The organism is Rahnella woolbedingensis, from assembly GCF_003602095.1.
Lineage (GTDB): Bacteria > Pseudomonadota > Gammaproteobacteria > Enterobacterales > Enterobacteriaceae > Rahnella > Rahnella woolbedingensis.
The window spans coordinates 118,767-135,294 of sequence record NZ_RAHH01000011.1 but is presented as its reverse complement, the minus strand read 5'-3'; the positions used below and the strand labels follow the sequence as shown (position 1 = coordinate 135,294).

Genomic DNA, 16,528 nt, shown 5'->3' with positions numbered 1-16,528 from the left:
GAATAATGTGACGACATAAAATAATTACAACAAATGAATATGATACTTCATTAATGGGATTTTTTTTCATCAGTACAGCGTCCCTGATAATCGTCTGCCATCGCCATTTTCAGCAACAAATCATGGCCAAGATAATTACTCCAGTTGAAAGAGTTTTGTAACACAACAATGGCATTTTTATGTTTCTTATCAAAGCCAATATAACTGGAGTAGCCGCCGATATACCCGACCTGATAGGTGATAGTCTGGTTGTTTTTCGTATCAGATATCCAGGCAATATTGGCGGCTTCAATCTGCCGCTGAAAATACACTTTTTCCACTACCTGGAAAGCGGTATTGAGATCACCAGGCTTCTCATCATCAAGGTGGGCGCGAAGATATTTAAGTAAATCATCCACATTGCTGTAAAGGCTGGCGGCAGCAACCATATTATTATTAAACGACCAGTCCGGGACCACTTCGCCACGACGGATAAACTTGGGCTGATCACCTGCATGCCCTATCGCGCGGTAAGGATAGGCTTTCAGTCTGTTGCCATAGAAACTGGTATTGCCCATTTTCAGCGAGTCGAAGATAAAATCATAAGCCAGCTGCTGGATATCTTCGCCGGTTTTTAATTTAAGAATATACCCAAGCAGCGCGTAGCCCAGATTGGAATATTGCGGTGCCGGATTTTGCGGTTTTTTAAATGAAGACAAATCGTTAAGTACGTCGTCACTGTCCAGCTCATGATAGAAATTATCGCCGGTATAAAGATATTTCAGGAAGTTTTCCAGCATATCTTTCGTCATATTCTGACGCGGCAGACCGGACGTATGCGTTGCCAGCTGCAACAACGTGATATTTTTGGCATCTTCACTCAGCACAATATTTTTCGGCAGTAAATCTCCCAGCTTGTCATCCCACCTCAGTTGGCCTTTATCCACCAGCCCGGCCACCACTTCTCCCGTGACTCCTTTACTGACAGAACCGAGCGCAAACAACGTTTCGCCATCGATTTTGTGGCCGTTCACCGCGTTGGTATAGCCATAACCCCAGGTCTGAGCGGCACCGTTATTTCTGATAATGCCAATCGCCACACCTTGAGATTTTTCCTTGCGCCGGTAGTGGCTGACAACGTCATCCACCATGCCGTTAAGATCGTCAGTACAGGCAAGCTGTTTCGCATCTTGCGGATTTTCGTCGACATGCATGTCAGACAATGTCCCGCATGCACTGAGAAACAGAGGGAGGAGAAGGATAACTCGGTGAGACTGAATCATGCTGCTTTCATTTTTCTGCTTTTGATCGGGTTGAAAAAGTGTGGGCGCATTCTATAGTGCTTAATTAATAAATGACAACTGCCCGTTGTTTAATTTTGAATTTCTTTAGCGGTTATTTTGTTACATTTATTCTGTACGCGAGTTAAATAGGTCACTGCGATTGAGGTCACGTTATATCCGGGAGGAAAACTCATTACTGACAACGCCGAAGTGGTGCCAAACGCGGCGTGAACACTTATAGGGAGAAATAAAAAGCAGAAAATAAAATGAGCAATGTCATTTAAAATGAATATTCAAAATTTTTATTGTTAACAATTAAAAATATTCATTTTATTCAGACATATTGACTCGTGTGCAGACCTTATTTTTTTATTTGCCCGACTCAGCCACCAAATCCTGCGCACACGCCCAGGCAGAACTCCAGGCCCACTGGAAGTTGTAGCCGCCGAGCCAGCCGGTCACATCCACCACTTCGCCGATGAAATACAAACCGGGGACTTTTACCGCCGCCATCGTTTTTGAAGACAACGCTTTGGTATCGACTCCGCCGAGTGTCACTTCCGCCGTGCGGTAACCTTCGGTGCCATTAGGTTGCACCTGCCAGTTTTGCAGTTGTTCCACCAGTTCGGCCTGCTGCTGAGCGTTCAGTTGCTTAAGCGTCACATCTGGCAGCTGGCCGAGTGTTTGCAAACATTCCACCAGACGCTTCGGCAGTTGCATCGCCAGCGTGTTTTTCAGGCTCTGGTTCGGATGTTCCTGACGTTGCGTATTGAGAAACGCCGCCAGGTCTACATCAGGAAGTAAGTTAACGCTTACAAACTCACCAGGTTGCCAGTAGCTCGAAAGCTGCAAAACAGCCGGACCAGAAAGACCGCGATGGGTAAACAGAATGCTTTCGCGAAACACAGTCCCATCTTCCGCAGTCAGAACCGCGGGCACCGAGACACCGGAAAGGGCCTGTAAATGATCAAGCAGCGGCTTATGCAGGGTAAACGGCACCAGCCCCGCGCGGGTTGGCAGTACTTTCAGCCCAAACTGTTCGGCAAGACGATAACCAAATGGCGACGCGCCCAAACCCGGCATAGAAAGTCCGCCGCTCGCGATAACAAGTGAGTGAGTACTCACAGTTGAGCCATTCATCTTGATAATAAAGCCTTCTTCGGTTTTCTCCACGTCGGTAATTTCACTGCGCAGGCGCACATCGACGTTACCCAACTCGCACTCTTTATCGAGCATCGCCACAATCTGCTGCGCGGAGTCGTCGCAGAAAAGCTGCCCGAGTGTTTTCTCATGCCAGGCGATGCTGTAGCGGTTGACCATATCGATAAAATCCCACTGGGTGTAACGCGCCAGCGCGGACTTACAGAAGTGCGGATTCTCAGAAAGATAGGCAGCAGGTTCAGCATAAAGATTGGTGAAGTTGCAGCGTCCGCCGCCTGACATCAGAATTTTACGTCCGGTTTTTTTTCCGTTATCCACCAGCAGAACCCGGCAGCCACCCTGTCCGGCCTGTGCTGCACAAAACATGCCTGCCGCACCTGCACCAATGACTACCACATCAACCTGTTCCACTTTTGGCCTCTCTTTACGAAAATTCGACTACGTTTTAGATAGGGTCTGCCCCGACTGAATGGGCGTTGTGGCCGCATACGCCGCGGATTGTAAGGGAGAGGCACGCCTTAAACCAGCAACACAGTCCGCTTTTTGAACGTCGTAAGTAAATGTTTCAGCCGGGAAAGCAGGATTAAGATTTTGATTAATAAAAATTAAATTGAATAACGTGCGATAAATAAACTATTTTTAGTCAAAAAAATGTCATATTTTCCTTTTCCCCTCACCCTGTTCTCGCAGATAATGCGCGGCGTTCATGACCACTAACTGGCGTAACAATTATGCTGCATCTATTTGCCGGGTTGGATATTCATACCGGTTCTTTATTGATTCTCGCGTTACTGTTTGTTCTGTTCTATGAAGCCATCAACGGCTTCCATGATACGGCCAACGCAGTAGCAACCGTCATCTATACCCGGGCAATGCGTTCGCAATTAGCGGTCGTGATGGCAGGGGTATTTAACTTCTTTGGTGTCCTTTTTGGTGGCTTGAGCGTGGCCTATGCCATTGTCCATTTACTGCCAACCGATTTGCTGCTCAATGTAGGTTCCGCACATGGCCTTGCCATGGTGTTCTCTATGTTACTGGCGGCGATCATCTGGAACCTCGGCACCTGGTATTTCGGCCTGCCGGCGTCCAGCTCCCATACGCTTATCGGCGCCATTATTGGCGTAGGGCTGACCAATGCATTAATGACTCACACTTCTGTGGTCGATGCATTAAACATACCTAAAATGATTGGAATTTTCGCCTCTCTGATTATCTCACCACTGGTCGGGATGATTATGGCGGGTACCATGATTTTCCTGTTGCGCCGTTACTGGAGTGGCAGCAAGAAACATGCCCGTATCCACCTGACACCTGCTGAGCGTGAAAAGAAAGATGGCAAGAAAAAGCCGCCATTCTGGACACGTACCGGTCTGATTATGTCGGCTATCGGCGTGAGTTTCTCTCACGGCGCTAACGATGGTCAGAAGGGGATTGGCTTGATCATGCTGGTTCTGATTGGTGTGGCACCCGCGGGTTTTGTGGTGAATATGAACGCGACCGGTTACGACATTACCCGTACCCGCGACGCAGTCACGCACCTCGGCCAGTATTATCAGCAACATGTTGATGCCGTGCCGCACGTGATTGCCCAGACGCCGATAGTGCCTGCGCCTGACGTTAATATCGCACCGACCGACGAGCCTATAGTGTTCCACTGCGACAGCAGCCACGCACTTGACGCTATCGGTCGCGCGCAAACACTGCTGACCAATCTTCAGTCTTACAGCAACCTGTCACCGGAAGAACGCAGCCATATGCGTCGCCTGCTGATGTGTGTTTCTGATACCGCGGATAAAGTTGCCAAGCTGCCGGAAACCTCTGCAGCGGACAAACGCTTCCTCGGCGATCTGAAAACAGACATTCTGCAAACCGTTGAATACGCTCCAATCTGGATCATCGTTGCTGTCGCTCTGGCGCTGGCACTGGGTACCATGATTGGCTGGAAACGCGTGGCGACCACCATCGGTGAGAAGATTGGCAAGAAAGGCATGACTTATGCACAAGGCTTGTCTGCACAGGTGACGGCAGCCGTTTCCATCGGCGTTGCCAGCTACACCGGTATGCCGGTTTCCACCACACACGTGCTGTCTTCTGCGGTTGCAGGGACCATGATTGTGGATGGCGGCGGTGTGCAGTCGAAGACCGTGAAGAATATCGCAATGGCGTGGATCTTAACTCTGCCAGTGTCGATTGTGCTTTCCGGCGTGCTGTACTGGCTTGCGCTGAAGCTTATCTGATAGCTTTCTGACCGGCATTAAAAAGGCGACCATGCTCAGCATGTCGCCTTTTTTGTTTCCTTTTTCACACATCCTCCCTCACGTTTCCTTCAGGTTTTAATACCAAATGAGCATCGCAATCATGCTCATCAATATCAGTCCGACCAGAGCAGTCGTAAGCACAAACTGACCGCGAACCCTTTCACAGCGGCGGATAAACTCAGGATCGTGATGTTCAACATAGCGCTGAGCATAAATATAGCGCACCAGTCTTATTTGCTTGCTGGGCTGACCGTGCGACGTGAAAAAACCTCCGCCATCGACGTACTGATACAGCAGTGGATCGCACCCGCGCAATACCACCAGCAATGCGCGCAAAGAAGAGTAATAACGCAGCATATTCACGACACACACAAAACATAAAGCCCAAAACAGCGCAACGGGACTGATCATGATTCCCCCTCAAGGCGAACTGACACCGCGCAATGCACCGGTAAAATAGCGGCACATCCCCGACGTTTCGCCCTGCCTTTCCGCAATTTCACACCCCCGGGCAAACTGCGCCCGCCCTCTTTTCGTACCACAGAAGATTGCTAAAGCAGGAGAAGCCTGCATTATTGAGTGTAGGAAACGAATCCCGAACTGTTCATATTATTTGTATCTATAGATGCCCGGATTTGGAAATGGGATCTGTATGCTTGATTTCTCTCACCATTTTGGCGCTATACTAAAGTCATGACATTCGCATGATGCTGATATTGCTATTAACCGACTTATGGAAGGAGTTTTCTTATGGCTTACAAACACATACTTATTGCTGTTGACCTCTCACCTGAGAGCAAAGTTTTAGTCGAGAAAGCGGTTTCCATGGCGCGTCCCTACAACGCCAAGGTGTCCCTGATCCACGTTGATGTGAACTATTCTGACCTGTATACCGGTCTTATCGACGTCAATCTGGGTGACATGCAGAAACGTATTTCCGAAGAAACTCACCACGCGCTGAACGAACTGTCGCAAAACGCCGGTTACCCGATTTCAGAAACTCTGAGCGGCAGCGGTGATTTAGCGCAGGTGCTGGTGGATGCCATCAACAAGTACGGCGTGGATTTAGTGCTGTGCGGCCATCATCAGGATTTCTGGAGCAAACTGATGTCCTCTGCTCGCCAGCTGATCAACACCGTTCACATCGACATGCTGATTGTGCCTCTGCGCGATGAGGAAGAAGAAGCGTAAGACGTATTCTTGCGTTTACGCTGACATAAAAAATGCCCGCAGGTGGAAACCGGCGGGCATTTTTTTATGACTAAAACAGAAGATGCTAAAGCGCCAGCTCGTTACAGCGGCGTATAAATATCAAACCTGTGACTCTTGGTCACGACGGCGGCCTGTGCGGCGATATCGGCCATTGGCGGGGCGTAGTCCGGGCGTTTTACCACAATGCGCTTGGTCGCTAAGCGGCGCGCCGGTTCCAGCAGACCGTCGGCATCTTCATCCGGGCCAACTAATCCCTGAAACACCCGCATCTCTTTCTTCACCAGCGCACTTTTTTGTTTATGCGGATACATCGGGTCGAGATACACCACTTCCGGCTTTGGCGAAAGCTCAGCAAGCGCCGTCAGGCTCGAGGCGTGCAGCAGCGTCATGCGCTCACGCAGCCACGGACCGATCTCCGCATCGCGATAGCCACGTGCCAGCCCGTCATCGAGCAATGCTGCCACTACCGGATTACGTTCCAGCATCCGCACCTTACAGCCCAGAGACGCCAGCACAAAGGCATCGCGGCCCAGGCCTGCGGTGGCGTCAACCACATCCGGCAGATAGCTGCCTTTGATGCCGACGGCTTTAGCTACCGCTTCACCGCGTCCGCCGCCGAATTTACGACGATGCGCCATGGTGCCACCGACAAAATCGACAAAAATCGCGCCGAGTTTTGGCTCGTCACGTTTGCGTAATTCCAGACGTTCAGGCGTCAGCACCAGCGCCATAATGGCATCCGGATCAGACGTCAGACTCCAGCGCTGCGCCAGAACAGATAAGGCGCCTTCATCGGCGCCTTCTTCACACAGTAAACACACACTCACAGGCAGAGGTTATCCTTTGATTCCGTAGTGGCGCAGCATAGCATCCAGCTGCGGCTCACGCCCGCGGAAGCGTTTGAACAACTCCATTGGCTCTTCAGAACCGCCACGCGACAGAATGTTATCCAGGAATGACTGACCGGTTTCCCGGTTGAAAATCCCTTCTTCTTCGAAGCGCGAATACGCATCGGCAGACAGCACTTCCGCCCACAGATAGCTGTAGTAACCGGCTGCATAACCACCGGCAAAAATGTGGCTGAAGGCGTGCGGGAAACGTCCCCATGAAGGTGACGGCACCACGGCAACTTGTTTCTTAATTTCTGCCAGCGTTTGCAGGATTTGCGCGCCTTTGGCCGGGTCATATTCCGCATGCATACGGAAATCGAACAGACCAAACTCTAGCTGACGCAGAATAAACAGCGCCGCCTGGTAGTTTTTCGCTGCCAGCATTTTATCCAGCATTTCTTTCGGCAACGGTTCGCCGGTTTCGAAATGGCCGGAGATAAACGCCAGTGCATCCGGCTCCCAGCACCAGTTTTCCATAAACTGGCTTGGCAGCTCGACGGCATCCCACGGCACACCGGCAATACCGGCGACGCCCGGGGTGTCGATGCGGGTCAGCATATGATGCAGACCGTGACCGAACTCATGGAACAGCGTGGTGACTTCGTTGTGCGTGAACAGCGCCGGTTTATTGCCGACCGGGCCGTTAAAGTTACAGGTCAGATAGGCGACCGGTTTTTGCAGTTCGCCGTCAGCTTTACGCATACTGCCGACACAGTCGTTCATCCATGCGCCACCGCGCTTGTGCTCGCGGGCATACAGGTCGAGATAGAAGCTGCCGCGCAGGTCGCCGGTTTCATCGAACAAATCGAAGAAACGCACGTCTTTGTGCCAGGTTTCTACGTCCTTACGCTCTTTGGCAGTGATGCCGTAAATGCGTTTCACCACTTCGAACAACCCTTCCAGCGCGCGCTGTTCAGGGAAATACGGACGAAGCTGCTCGTCGTTGATGGAGAACAGATGCTGTTTCTGTTTTTCGCCATAGAACGGCAAATCCCAGGCTTCCATTTCATCCACGCCGAAATGATCTTTGGCGAAGGCACGCAGTTGCGCCAGCTCCTGCTCACCCTGCGGACGCGCACGAGTTGCCAGACCGCTCAGGAAGTCGATAACCTGTTTCGGGCTTTCCGCCATTTTGGTGGCGAGCGACATATCCGCGAAGGAGTCAAAACCTAACAGCTGAGCCAGTTCGTGGCGCAGCGCCAGTTCTTCAGCCATCACTTCGCTGTTATCCCACTTACCGGCATTCGGGCCCTGATCGGACGCGCGGGTACCGAACGCGCGGTACATTTCTTCACGCAGCGCACGGTTTTCGCCGTAAGTGATCACCGGCAGATAGCTCGGGATATCCAGCGTTAACAGCCAGCCTTCCTGCTCTTTCGATTCTGCCAGCGCTTTTGCGGCGGCCAGTGCGCTTTCCGGCAGGCCTTTCAGGTCGTTCTCATCGGTGATGAGTTTGCTCCAGCCCATCGTGGCATCGAGCACGTTGTTACTGTAGGTCGAGCCCAGTTCGGACAGACGTGCAGAAATTTCACCATAACGCTTTTGTTTGTCCATCGGCAAACCAATGCCGGACAGTTCAAAATCACGCAGCGCATTATCAATGGCTTTTTTCTGAGCAACAGACAGCGTGCTGAAATTTTCGCTGTCTTTTAAATCGCGGTATGCCTGATATAAACCGGCGTGCTGGCCGGTCCAGGTACTGAACTCAGACAGAATGGGCAGGCATTGCTCGTAAGCTTCTCGCAGTTCCGGGCTGTTTTTCACAGCATTGAGATGACCGACCGGCGACCAGATACGGCTCAGGCGGTCGTCACTTTCGGCCAGTGGCTGACACAGGTTTTCCCACGTGTAAGGCGCGCCCTGCGCGACGACACGTTCAATGGTCTGACGGCTTTCTTCGATCGCGGATTTCATCGCAGGGACAATATGTTCAGGCTTGATCGCAGAGAAAGGAGGCAGGGAGAACGGTTTTAAGAGCGGATTCGACGCGTTTTGCAGTTCAGTCATAGGGCCAGTCCTTCGTAATAGCGTTTGGGGCTGATGCGCCTGTGGCGCACCACGCCGTGAATTCGGGTCGTCTTAAAGATGACGTAACTTCTAACATGCGGTCAAGTTATGGGGAAATCAATGGGGGAATGCCTCTTCATTGCTCAACCATGTCGCGATCACGCTATATTAAGTTAACTCAGCAAAAGGGCGTCATTAATGAAAGCAAGAACGATGGGTTATTTAGCCGGTGGTCTGCTCGCGCTGTCACTCGTCAGCCAGACAGCCAGTGCCAGGGAAACTCTGATTTTTGTCCGTCACGGGGAGAAACCCACCAGTAACAGCGGGCAATTGACCTGTAAAGGGCTGAACCGGGCACTGGCATTGCCCGGTGTTTTATTGTCGCGTTTTGGTCATCCGGATTTTATTTTCGCCTCAGGTCCGAAAGAACAAAAACCCGGCGATTCTTTACGCCCGCTGTCAACCATTATGCCGACGGCGGTACGCCTGAATCAGGCGATTAATATTGCGTACAATGCCGATGATGCGGATGGCGTAGCCAAAGAATTACAGAACGATAAGTACCAGAACGCCCTGATTTTTGTCGCCTGGGAGCACAAGAATCTGGACAAAATCGTCAAAAAGATTGTGAAAGAAAATGGCGGCGATCCGAATAGGGTGCCTGAATGGCCGGGCAGCGATTTTGACAGTATTTTCATTGTGACACTGGATAAATCCGCACCGACACAAAAAGTCAGCTTCAAAAAAGAGGCTGAAAACCTTAACGGCGTGTCTGAAACCTGTCCGAACGCGTCATAGGATGGCAGCCCGTCTGGCGATTTGAGCAAGGCTTTTGCCATTTTCATCGCCAGACAGTTTATACTAAGCCGTATTAGAGGCGTGCCGCACATCATGGCCGCTTGCCGCTGCATCCCAGTACAGTATAAAAATCCGGTAACCCACTGATTTTACTGTCTACACCTATCATACGGAAACGTAAGACCTATGTTGAGTTACCGCCACAGCTTCCACGCTGGCAACCATGCTGACGTACTGAAACATACCGTTCAGAGCCTGATCATTGAATCCCTGAAAGAAAAAGAAAAGCCCTTCCTTTATCTCGACACCCACGCGGGTGCCGGGCGCTATCAGCTGAGCGGCGAACACGCCGAACGCACCGGCGAATATCTGGAAGGCATCGCACGCATCTGGCAGCGGGACGATATTCCTGAAGAACTGGCGGCGTATATGTCGGTCGTCAATCACTTCAACCGCAATGAAAATCTGCGTTATTACCCGGGTTCGCCGCTGATTGCCCGTCAGTTATTGCGCGAAGACGACAAACTGCATCTGACCGAACTGCACCCGAGCGATTTCCCGCTGCTGCGCAGTGAATTCCAGAAAGATGACCGTACCCGCGTTGCGCGCGCCGATGGTTATCAGCAGCTGAAAGCCCAGTTGCCACCGCTTTCACGCCGTGGTCTGATCCTGATGGACCCGCCGTATGAAATGAAAACCGATTATCAGGACGTGGTAAAAGGGATTCAGGAAGGCTACAAGCGTTTTGCGACCGGCACTTACGCGCTGTGGTATCCGGTGGTGATGCGCCAGCAAATCAAAAAAATGCTGCGTGATCTCGAAGCCACCGGCATTCGCCGTATTCTGCAAATCGAACTGGGCGTGCGTCCGGACAGCGATCAGCGCGGCATGACCGCTTCCGGCATGATTGTGATTAACCCGCCGTGGAAACTCGAGCAGCAGATGAACAACGTTCTGCCGTGGCTGCTGAAAGTGCTGGTACCTTCCGGTACCGGTCATACTACGGTTAATTGGGTAGTGCCTGAGTAAGTAAAGCTTTTCCCCTGGCTGAGGCCTTTTTCTAAGGTCTCAGCTATCAAACCTATTGCAACCATCGATCCAATCTTTGCGACAAAACGCATTCACGCGCTAAACTCTCAGACAATTTTTAAGATTAGCGACGCTGGTATGGCGTTCTTCATTTTTGACAACTCATGGAAAATCCGATGACCAAACATTATGACTATCTGGCAATTGGCGGCGGCAGCGGCGGTATCGCATCAATCAACCGTGCAGCCATGTATGGGAAAAAATGTGCGCTGATCGAAGCTAAAGAGCTTGGCGGCACGTGCGTCAACGTGGGTTGTGTCCCGAAAAAAGTGATGTGGCACGCCGCGCAAATCGCTGAAGCCATCCGCAATTACGGCCCGGATTACGGTTTTGATACCACCGTGAACAGCTTTAACTGGAAAACGCTGGTCGCCAACCGCACCGCTTACATCGACCGCATCCACACCTCGTACGACAACGTGCTGGGCAAAAATAAAGTGGACGTGATCAAAGGCTTCGCGCGCTTCGTTGACGAACATACCGTTGAAGTGAACGGCGAGAAGATCACTGCCGATCACATCCTGATCGCCACCGGTGGCCGTCCGAGTCACCCGAATATTCCGGGTGCAGAATACGGTATCGATTCCGACGGTTTCTTTGATCTGACCGAAATGCCTAAACGCGTTGCGGTTATCGGCGCAGGTTACATCGCGGTAGAAATCGCCGGCGTGATGAACGCGCTGGGTGCTGAAACGCACCTGTTCGTGCGTAAACACGCGCCGCTGCGTACCTTCGATCCGCTGATGGTCGAGACGCTGGTTGAAGTGATGGAAGCTGAAGGCCCGGTGCTGCATAAAGAATCCATTCCGAAAGAAGTGGTGAAAAATGCCGACGGCAGCCTGACGCTGAAACTGGAAAACGGGAAAGAGTTTGAAGTCGACAGCCTGGTCTGGGCGATTGGCCGCGAACCGGAAACTGACAACTTCAACCTGAAAGCGACTGGCGTGAAAACCAACGATAAAGGTTATATCGTCGTCGATAAGTTCCAGAACACCAGCGTAAAAGGCATTTACGCGGTGGGCGATAACACCGGCGCAGTTGAACTGACACCCGTTGCCGTCGCTGCGGGCCGTCGTCTGTCTGAGCGTCTGTTTAACAACAAACCTGACGAGCATCTGGATTACAGCAACATTGCCACCGTCGTGTTCAGCCACCCGCCAATCGGCACGGTCGGCCTGACCGAACCGCAGGCGATTGAGCAGTTCGGCAAAGACAACGTGAAAGTGTATAAATCCTCGTTCACCGCGATGTACACCGCTGTCACGCAGCACCGCCAGCCGTGTCGCATGAAACTGGTGTGCGTCGGTGATGAAGAGAAAATCGTCGGCATCCACGGCATCGGATACGGCATGGATGAAATGTTGCAGGGCTTCGCGGTCGCACTGAAAATGGGCGCAACCAAAAAAGACTTCGACAACACCGTCGCCATCCACCCGACCGGCGCGGAAGAATTTGTGACCATGCGTTAATTCGCCCTTCAGTAAAAAATATAAAGGCCTGAGATCGTTGGATCTCAGGCCTTTTTTCTATATTTTTCTTAGATTAATGTAATCTTATTTTGGTTATTAAAAAATTATCGAAAATAATTTAAATTTAAAATCATTTTATTTCATAGCGTTATCTATAGCTCTAAAAAAAACGCAGCCGAATTAGTTAACTAGCTAATTAAAAGAGCATTTCAAATCCCTATCTTAGTAAAGGACAGTGCAATTCTGTGCTGACATTAAAGGAATTAATGAAATGCCTAATTCAGATTGGAAATTAGTGAACACCGGAAAAAAAGAGTCATATGAATTAGAACACTGGCTTAAGAAAAAGGAATATTCAACGAGTGAAGACAATTTTAATAAGTTGACTAAAACCATTGAGACTAAAGTTAAAAAAGGTTATTCAGAAAAAATCCTTGAATGGTCAGAACTTGATACTGCATTGGAAAACCACCCAAACTGGTTCAGCGATTTGGCACCCATGGTACACAAGAAATAATAATCAACTCGCTCAGCAGATATTCCTTGCTGATTAAAAATACACTTAGGAGATTGATATGAGTATCAAAACCGGACCAAAACCAATTGCTGAATCAACAGGAAAAGAAGACAAAAGACAAAGAGTCACGCCAGAAAACAAACCTAAACATCCGGGTTTGAAAGAGCATGATCACAAGAAAGGCAAGTAAAAGAGGCGCCTTCTCGCGTCTTACCCCGAGTGAGCTAACGGCTCACTCGTTTTCATGATTGCTAGGTTAATCTAGCAAAATCACTTTAGGGGTGTCCGCCGCGAACATCGGTTTGCAGAGAATTTTATAACTGTCGCGGTCAAAATGCGGGACGGCGAGATCAAATTCGCGGGCCGCTTCCAGCGTTTTCACCGTGCCCAGATAGAACCAGTGATTGATGACGTGGTAATCCGTCTGACCACTGGCTTCTTCGACGATAGCGATCCGCCCCGGATACGGCCAGCTGCGGATTTTCAGCGCACTGAGCGCATCCCGCAGACGCGCCTGATGAGCCTCCGGCGATTCTTTGCCGCAACAGACACCGGCGCATTTCCCCAGCGAGAAGCGAAAACACGCGCGGTTTTTCGCCAGTTTTTCCAGCCCCAGCGCGCCGTAACACAGCTGCTCCTGATCGGCGATATCGCGGATTTTCTCGATTGCGGACATTTTGGTTTTAAACAGGCCAAACATATCTTCGCTGTGGGAAAAATCTACGTCATCACTAAAAACGATTTGCGCGCTAAATTCCAACAGCCTGATTGAACAGAGTTTTCGCGCCACACGCAGCCGCTTATTGAACAGCGGACGACGGGTTTTAATCAGATCTGATTCCAGCAATAACGCCCCGACTTCACCGATGGTTTCGATATATTCGATATCGCGGGTCATGTGCAGAAGTTTGGCTTCGGCAGGATTGCGAAAATGCGACATCACGCGGCTGCGGATATTCACACTTTTGCCGATATACAGCGGAAAGGCGTTATTGTCGCCATAAAAAATGTAGACGCCGCTGCAGTTAGGTAAGTTTTCTAAGGTATGACGTAGATGCTCAGGGTACTGATAGAGCTCGGTAAAAAGCTCTTTTTCGGGATTCCACAAAATAGCTGACCTGTTTTCTTTGCTAATTTTTCAATAAAAATGCCGTATAAAAAACAGGCGAATCATACTGGCGTTTTATACAGTCTTCAACCTTTGCAGAACAAACCTTGTGTAAATTTTGGGCAGCAAAAATTATGCCTGCATACGCATCTCAATATATTCCTGTCCGTTCAGCAAGTTGGCGAGCGTTGCCTCACGGATTTCGCGCTGATCTGATTGTATCCACTGATACAAATGATCAATGTTATTGAAGCGCACCAGCAGCGTGTAGATGGTTTCACCGTGAACCGGTCGCAGTACGTTAATACTCTGATAACCGGCAAACCTTGCGGCGTCAGCTATCAGATTTTCCAGCCAGAATTCGTATTCCCCCAGCTTATCCCGCTGTACGCCGTGGGTGATCACCAGGGTAATGTGGTCAGATTGATGAGGATAAGTCACAGGATGTTCCTTCTGATTAACCCTTGTTCTGGTTAACTGAATGTTGCGTTATATTCATAAACGATACGAAATCGGCACGGCGATTGATAACGGAAATATTTTGGGTTGTTGTTAAACAATTTTTGGGGTGGGGAAAATAATGCGATTAAGCCTTGAAGCACTGCTGATCCTGGATGCACTGGACAGACACGGCACCTTTGCCGCAGCGGCCGCCAGACTGTTTAAAACCGCTTCAGCACTGAGTTATACCGTGCAGAAAATGGAAAGTGATCTGAATATCAAACTGCTGGACCGCTCCGGCCATCGCGCGACATTCACCCCCACCGGTCGTCTGATGCTGGATAAAGGCCGCGTGCTGCTGCGTGCCGTCAGCGAGCTGGAACAACAGGCTCAGTACGTCGAAAGTGGCTGGGAAAGCAAGCTGACCCTCAGCGTGGATGCTTCCGTGCCGTTCGCGCTGCTTGCGCCGCTTGTCGACCGCTTTTACGCAGAGCATCAGCATACCCAGTTATTATTCCGCCACGATGTGCTCGCCGGTTGCTGGGAGGCGCTCAGTTATGGTGAAGCTGACATTGTATTTGGTGCCGTGCAGGAACCGCTCACGCGCAGCGGCATTGAATATCGCCCTATCGGCTGGCTGGAATATGTGTTTGCCGTTGCACCACACCACCCGCTCGCCTCGATGCCGGAACCGCTGGTGCGCGAACAAATCCGCCAGTATCGCGCGGTCGTCGTTCACGACTCGTCCCGCCACAGTACAGGCGCTGATTTACGCGTACTCGATGAGCAGAAAATGCTCAGTGTTCATGATTTTAATGCCAAAGTTCATGCGCAAATTGCCGGGCTGGGTTGCGGCTATCTGCCCCGTTATCTGGCTGCGCCGCACCTTGAAAGCGGAATGCTGGTGGAACGCCGTCTCGATACCGAAACCCGCCGTGATCAGGCGTTTATGGCCTGGAACGAAAATGCTACCGGCAATGCAGCGATGTGGTGGCGGGAGAATTTGCAGGATTTCGACGGACTGAGCACCGTATATAGCCCGGAATAACCGGGCTATATATTCAGAAATTAACCCTGACGCTGCGGCGCTTTGTGCACCATGGTGTAGGCATAATCGACACCCATACCGTATGCACCGCTGTGTTCACGCACCAGATCCATCACATCGTCGTATGTCTCTTTGCGTGACCAGTCGCGCTGGTATTCCAGCAGAACTTGCTGCCAGGTTACCGGTACCGCACCGGCCTGCACCATACGGTCGATGGAACGTTCGTGAGCATCCACGCTGGTGCCGCCGGAGGTATCCGTCACCACATACACTTCATACCCTTCTTTCATTGCCATCAGGGCCGGGAAAGTCAGACATACTTCGGTCCAGAGCGCGGAGATAATCAGTTTTTTACGCCCGGTCGCTTCCACCGCTTTCACGAATGCGGCGTCTTCCCAGGAGTTCATGGAAGTACGTTCAATCGGCTTCACATCCGGATGCACTGCCAGTAATTCCGGCCAGATATAGCCGCTGAAGCTTTCCGTTTCGACCGAGGTGTAAATCACCGGCACGTTAAAAACTTTGCCTGCTTTAGCGAGGGCGACAGTATTATTTTTAAGCTGCTGGCGATCGATATTCGCAACGCCGAATGACATCTGTGGCTGATGGTCGATGAAAATCAGGGTGGAGTTCTGTGGATCCAGCAGATCGAATTTAGACATTTTCATTTCCTCTCAGAGTGCATTGTTGGGTTGTGAGTTTTATTTAACGTTGTGTTGTTGTGCTGCTGGAATTAACAATAAGACAGGACTTCAAAAGCGGATAGCGGAAAGAATTTGGCAACTTGTTCAGATTTTTTTGACAGACATTCCTCTCTATAAACAGTCGTGAAACGTCATAATTTTCAGCCTGATAGAAACCCAAAAATCTTGGCACCCGTAAATCAGAACCTCAGTTCTGGCTTTTGTTTTTTTCCGTCTTTATTCTTCACCATCCATACGTAGAATGGTTTTGCCCCCGCCGTGAGGGTTTAATGACTGAGGATTTACTATGCCGATGATCCGTTTGGAAATGCTGCCAGGCCGTACTGCTGAGCAGAAACGCGACTTTGCCCGTGAAGTGACCCGCCTGGCGGTAGAAACCCTGAAATGTAAGCCTGAAAGTGTGGATGTGGTGATCACTGAAATACCAAAATCACATTGGGCAAAAGGGGGAGTGTTACCGGAAGAATAATAGACGGAGTAAATCGCCTTCAACAAAGATACGTATTCTGTTGCCGTCGCAAACAAAAAAAGCCAGAACAGAAGTTCTGGCTTTTACGCTGACAG

The 16,528-nt window shown here is 50.5% G+C and carries 17 protein-coding genes; 9 read left to right on the top strand and 8 right to left on the bottom strand.

From position 1 onward, the window contains the following. Nucleotides 1-50: 50 nt before the first annotated feature. Both D6C13_RS11415 and D6C13_RS11410 read right to left on the bottom strand, forming a co-directional pair. Nucleotides 51-1,193: a serine hydrolase domain-containing protein gene (locus tag D6C13_RS11415; RefSeq protein ID WP_244212679.1), complete on the bottom strand. Its 1,143-nt coding sequence runs from the start codon at nt 1,191-1,193 to the stop codon at nt 51-53. A gap of 438 nt (nt 1,194-1,631) precedes the next feature. Then, nucleotides 1,632-2,834: a BaiN/RdsA family NAD(P)/FAD-dependent oxidoreductase gene (locus D6C13_RS11410; RefSeq protein WP_120132861.1), complete on the bottom strand. Its 1,203-nt coding sequence runs from the start codon at nt 2,832-2,834 to the stop codon at nt 1,632-1,634. 320 nt (nt 2,835-3,154) lie between these two features. Between D6C13_RS11410 and pitA the strand changes: the two genes are divergently transcribed. Next, nucleotides 3,155-4,660: an inorganic phosphate transporter PitA gene (gene pitA, locus D6C13_RS11405; RefSeq protein WP_120132860.1), complete on the top strand. Its 1,506-nt coding sequence runs from the start codon at nt 3,155-3,157 to the stop codon at nt 4,658-4,660. A 96-nt stretch (nt 4,661-4,756) separates the two neighbouring features. Here pitA and uspB read toward each other — a convergent pair whose 3' ends face one another. Further along, nucleotides 4,757-5,092, bottom strand: coding sequence for a universal stress protein UspB (gene uspB / locus D6C13_RS11400; RefSeq protein ID WP_120132859.1), 336 nt, complete (start codon nt 5,090-5,092; stop codon nt 4,757-4,759). Nucleotides 5,093-5,431: 339 nt separating this feature from the next. Between uspB and uspA the strand changes: the two genes are divergently transcribed. Beyond that, nucleotides 5,432-5,872: a universal stress protein UspA gene (gene uspA, locus D6C13_RS11395; protein WP_014333460.1), complete on the top strand. Its 441-nt coding sequence runs from the start codon at nt 5,432-5,434 to the stop codon at nt 5,870-5,872. 101 nt (nt 5,873-5,973) lie between these two features. Here the strand turns inward: uspA and rsmJ are convergent, their stop codons facing one another. Then, nucleotides 5,974-6,720 carry a 16S rRNA (guanine(1516)-N(2))-methyltransferase RsmJ gene (rsmJ, locus tag D6C13_RS11390; protein WP_120132858.1) on the bottom strand — a complete coding sequence of 249 codons (747 nt, stop codon included), beginning with the start codon at nt 6,718-6,720 and terminating at the stop codon, nt 5,974-5,976. Nucleotides 6,721-6,729: 9 nt separating this feature from the next. Beyond that, a complete protein-coding gene (gene prlC, locus D6C13_RS11385) occupies nt 6,730-8,790 on the bottom strand; it encodes an oligopeptidase A (protein ID WP_120132857.1) in 2,061 nt (686 codons plus the stop codon). 198 nt (nt 8,791-8,988) lie between these two features. Here prlC and D6C13_RS11380 point away from each other — a divergent pair, with 198 nt between their 5' ends. The 5 genes from D6C13_RS11380 (at nt 8,989) to D6C13_RS26085 (ending at nt 12,853) form a co-directional block, all read left to right on the top strand. Next, complete coding sequence (locus D6C13_RS11380) at nt 8,989-9,588, top strand: histidine phosphatase family protein (protein ID WP_120132856.1); 600 nt, start codon at nt 8,989-8,991, stop codon at nt 9,586-9,588. A gap of 186 nt (nt 9,589-9,774) precedes the next feature. Next, a complete protein-coding gene (locus D6C13_RS11375) occupies nt 9,775-10,617 on the top strand; it encodes a 23S rRNA (adenine(2030)-N(6))-methyltransferase RlmJ (RefSeq protein WP_120132855.1) in 843 nt (280 codons plus the stop codon). Nucleotides 10,618-10,793: 176 nt separating this feature from the next. Then, entirely contained in the window at nt 10,794-12,146 is a 1,353-nt protein-coding gene (gene gorA, locus D6C13_RS11370) for a glutathione-disulfide reductase (protein WP_120132854.1), read from the top strand. A 271-nt stretch (nt 12,147-12,417) separates the two neighbouring features. Beyond that, nucleotides 12,418-12,663: a hypothetical protein gene (locus D6C13_RS11365; RefSeq protein WP_120132853.1), complete on the top strand. Its 246-nt coding sequence runs from the start codon at nt 12,418-12,420 to the stop codon at nt 12,661-12,663. A gap of 58 nt (nt 12,664-12,721) precedes the next feature. Further along, nucleotides 12,722-12,853 (top strand): hypothetical protein, encoded by a 132-nt coding sequence (locus D6C13_RS26085; protein WP_279630063.1) that lies wholly within the window; start codon nt 12,722-12,724, stop codon nt 12,851-12,853. 66 nt (nt 12,854-12,919) lie between these two features. Here D6C13_RS26085 and cho read toward each other — a convergent pair whose 3' ends face one another. Together cho and D6C13_RS11355 are read right to left on the bottom strand one after the other, a co-directional pair. Next, nucleotides 12,920-13,771, bottom strand: a complete 852-nt coding sequence (cho, locus tag D6C13_RS11360; protein WP_120132852.1) for an excinuclease Cho — start codon at nt 13,769-13,771, stop codon at nt 12,920-12,922. A gap of 132 nt (nt 13,772-13,903) precedes the next feature. After that, nucleotides 13,904-14,212, bottom strand: coding sequence for an antibiotic biosynthesis monooxygenase (locus tag D6C13_RS11355; RefSeq protein WP_120132851.1), 309 nt, complete (start codon nt 14,210-14,212; stop codon nt 13,904-13,906). Between the two features lie 139 nt (nt 14,213-14,351). Between D6C13_RS11355 and D6C13_RS11350 the strand changes: the two genes are divergently transcribed. After that, nucleotides 14,352-15,260, top strand: coding sequence for a LysR family transcriptional regulator (locus tag D6C13_RS11350; RefSeq protein ID WP_120132850.1), 909 nt, complete (start codon nt 14,352-14,354; stop codon nt 15,258-15,260). A 20-nt stretch (nt 15,261-15,280) separates the two neighbouring features. On the opposite strand, the gene D6C13_RS11345 is transcribed toward D6C13_RS11350, so the two are convergent. Further along, a complete protein-coding gene (locus tag D6C13_RS11345) occupies nt 15,281-15,922 on the bottom strand; it encodes a hydrolase (RefSeq protein ID WP_120132849.1) in 642 nt (213 codons plus the stop codon). 328 nt (nt 15,923-16,250) lie between these two features. Here D6C13_RS11345 and D6C13_RS11340 point away from each other — a divergent pair, with 328 nt between their 5' ends. Next, nucleotides 16,251-16,433: a 4-oxalocrotonate tautomerase gene (locus D6C13_RS11340; RefSeq protein WP_120132848.1), complete on the top strand. Its 183-nt coding sequence runs from the start codon at nt 16,251-16,253 to the stop codon at nt 16,431-16,433. The last annotated feature ends 95 nt before the right edge of the window (nt 16,434-16,528 follow it).

Coding starts and splice junctions, on each gene's coding strand:
- D6C13_RS26085 (WP_279630063.1), top strand. CDS start 12,722: ATGAGTATCAAAACCGGACCAAAACCAATTGCTGAATCAACAGGAAAA.
- uspA (WP_014333460.1), top strand. CDS start 5,432: ATGGCTTACAAACACATACTTATTGCTGTTGACCTCTCACCTGAGAGC.
- D6C13_RS11340 (WP_120132848.1), top strand. CDS start 16,251: ATGCCGATGATCCGTTTGGAAATGCTGCCAGGCCGTACTGCTGAGCAG.
- gorA (WP_120132854.1), top strand. CDS start 10,794: ATGACCAAACATTATGACTATCTGGCAATTGGCGGCGGCAGCGGCGGT.
- D6C13_RS11380 (WP_120132856.1), top strand. CDS start 8,989: ATGAAAGCAAGAACGATGGGTTATTTAGCCGGTGGTCTGCTCGCGCTG.
- uspB (WP_120132859.1), bottom strand. CDS start 5,092: ATGATCAGTCCCGTTGCGCTGTTTTGGGCTTTATGTTTTGTGTGTGTC.
- prlC (WP_120132857.1), bottom strand. CDS start 8,790: ATGACTGAACTGCAAAACGCGTCGAATCCGCTCTTAAAACCGTTCTCC.
- D6C13_RS11415 (WP_244212679.1), bottom strand. CDS start 1,193: ATGCATGTCGACGAAAATCCGCAAGATGCGAAACAGCTTGCCTGTACT.
- D6C13_RS11345 (WP_120132849.1), bottom strand. CDS start 15,922: ATGTCTAAATTCGATCTGCTGGATCCACAGAACTCCACCCTGATTTTC.
- pitA (WP_120132860.1), top strand. CDS start 3,155: ATGCTGCATCTATTTGCCGGGTTGGATATTCATACCGGTTCTTTATTG.
- D6C13_RS11375 (WP_120132855.1), top strand. CDS start 9,775: ATGTTGAGTTACCGCCACAGCTTCCACGCTGGCAACCATGCTGACGTA.
- D6C13_RS11350 (WP_120132850.1), top strand. CDS start 14,352: ATGCGATTAAGCCTTGAAGCACTGCTGATCCTGGATGCACTGGACAGA.
- D6C13_RS11365 (WP_120132853.1), top strand. CDS start 12,418: ATGCCTAATTCAGATTGGAAATTAGTGAACACCGGAAAAAAAGAGTCA.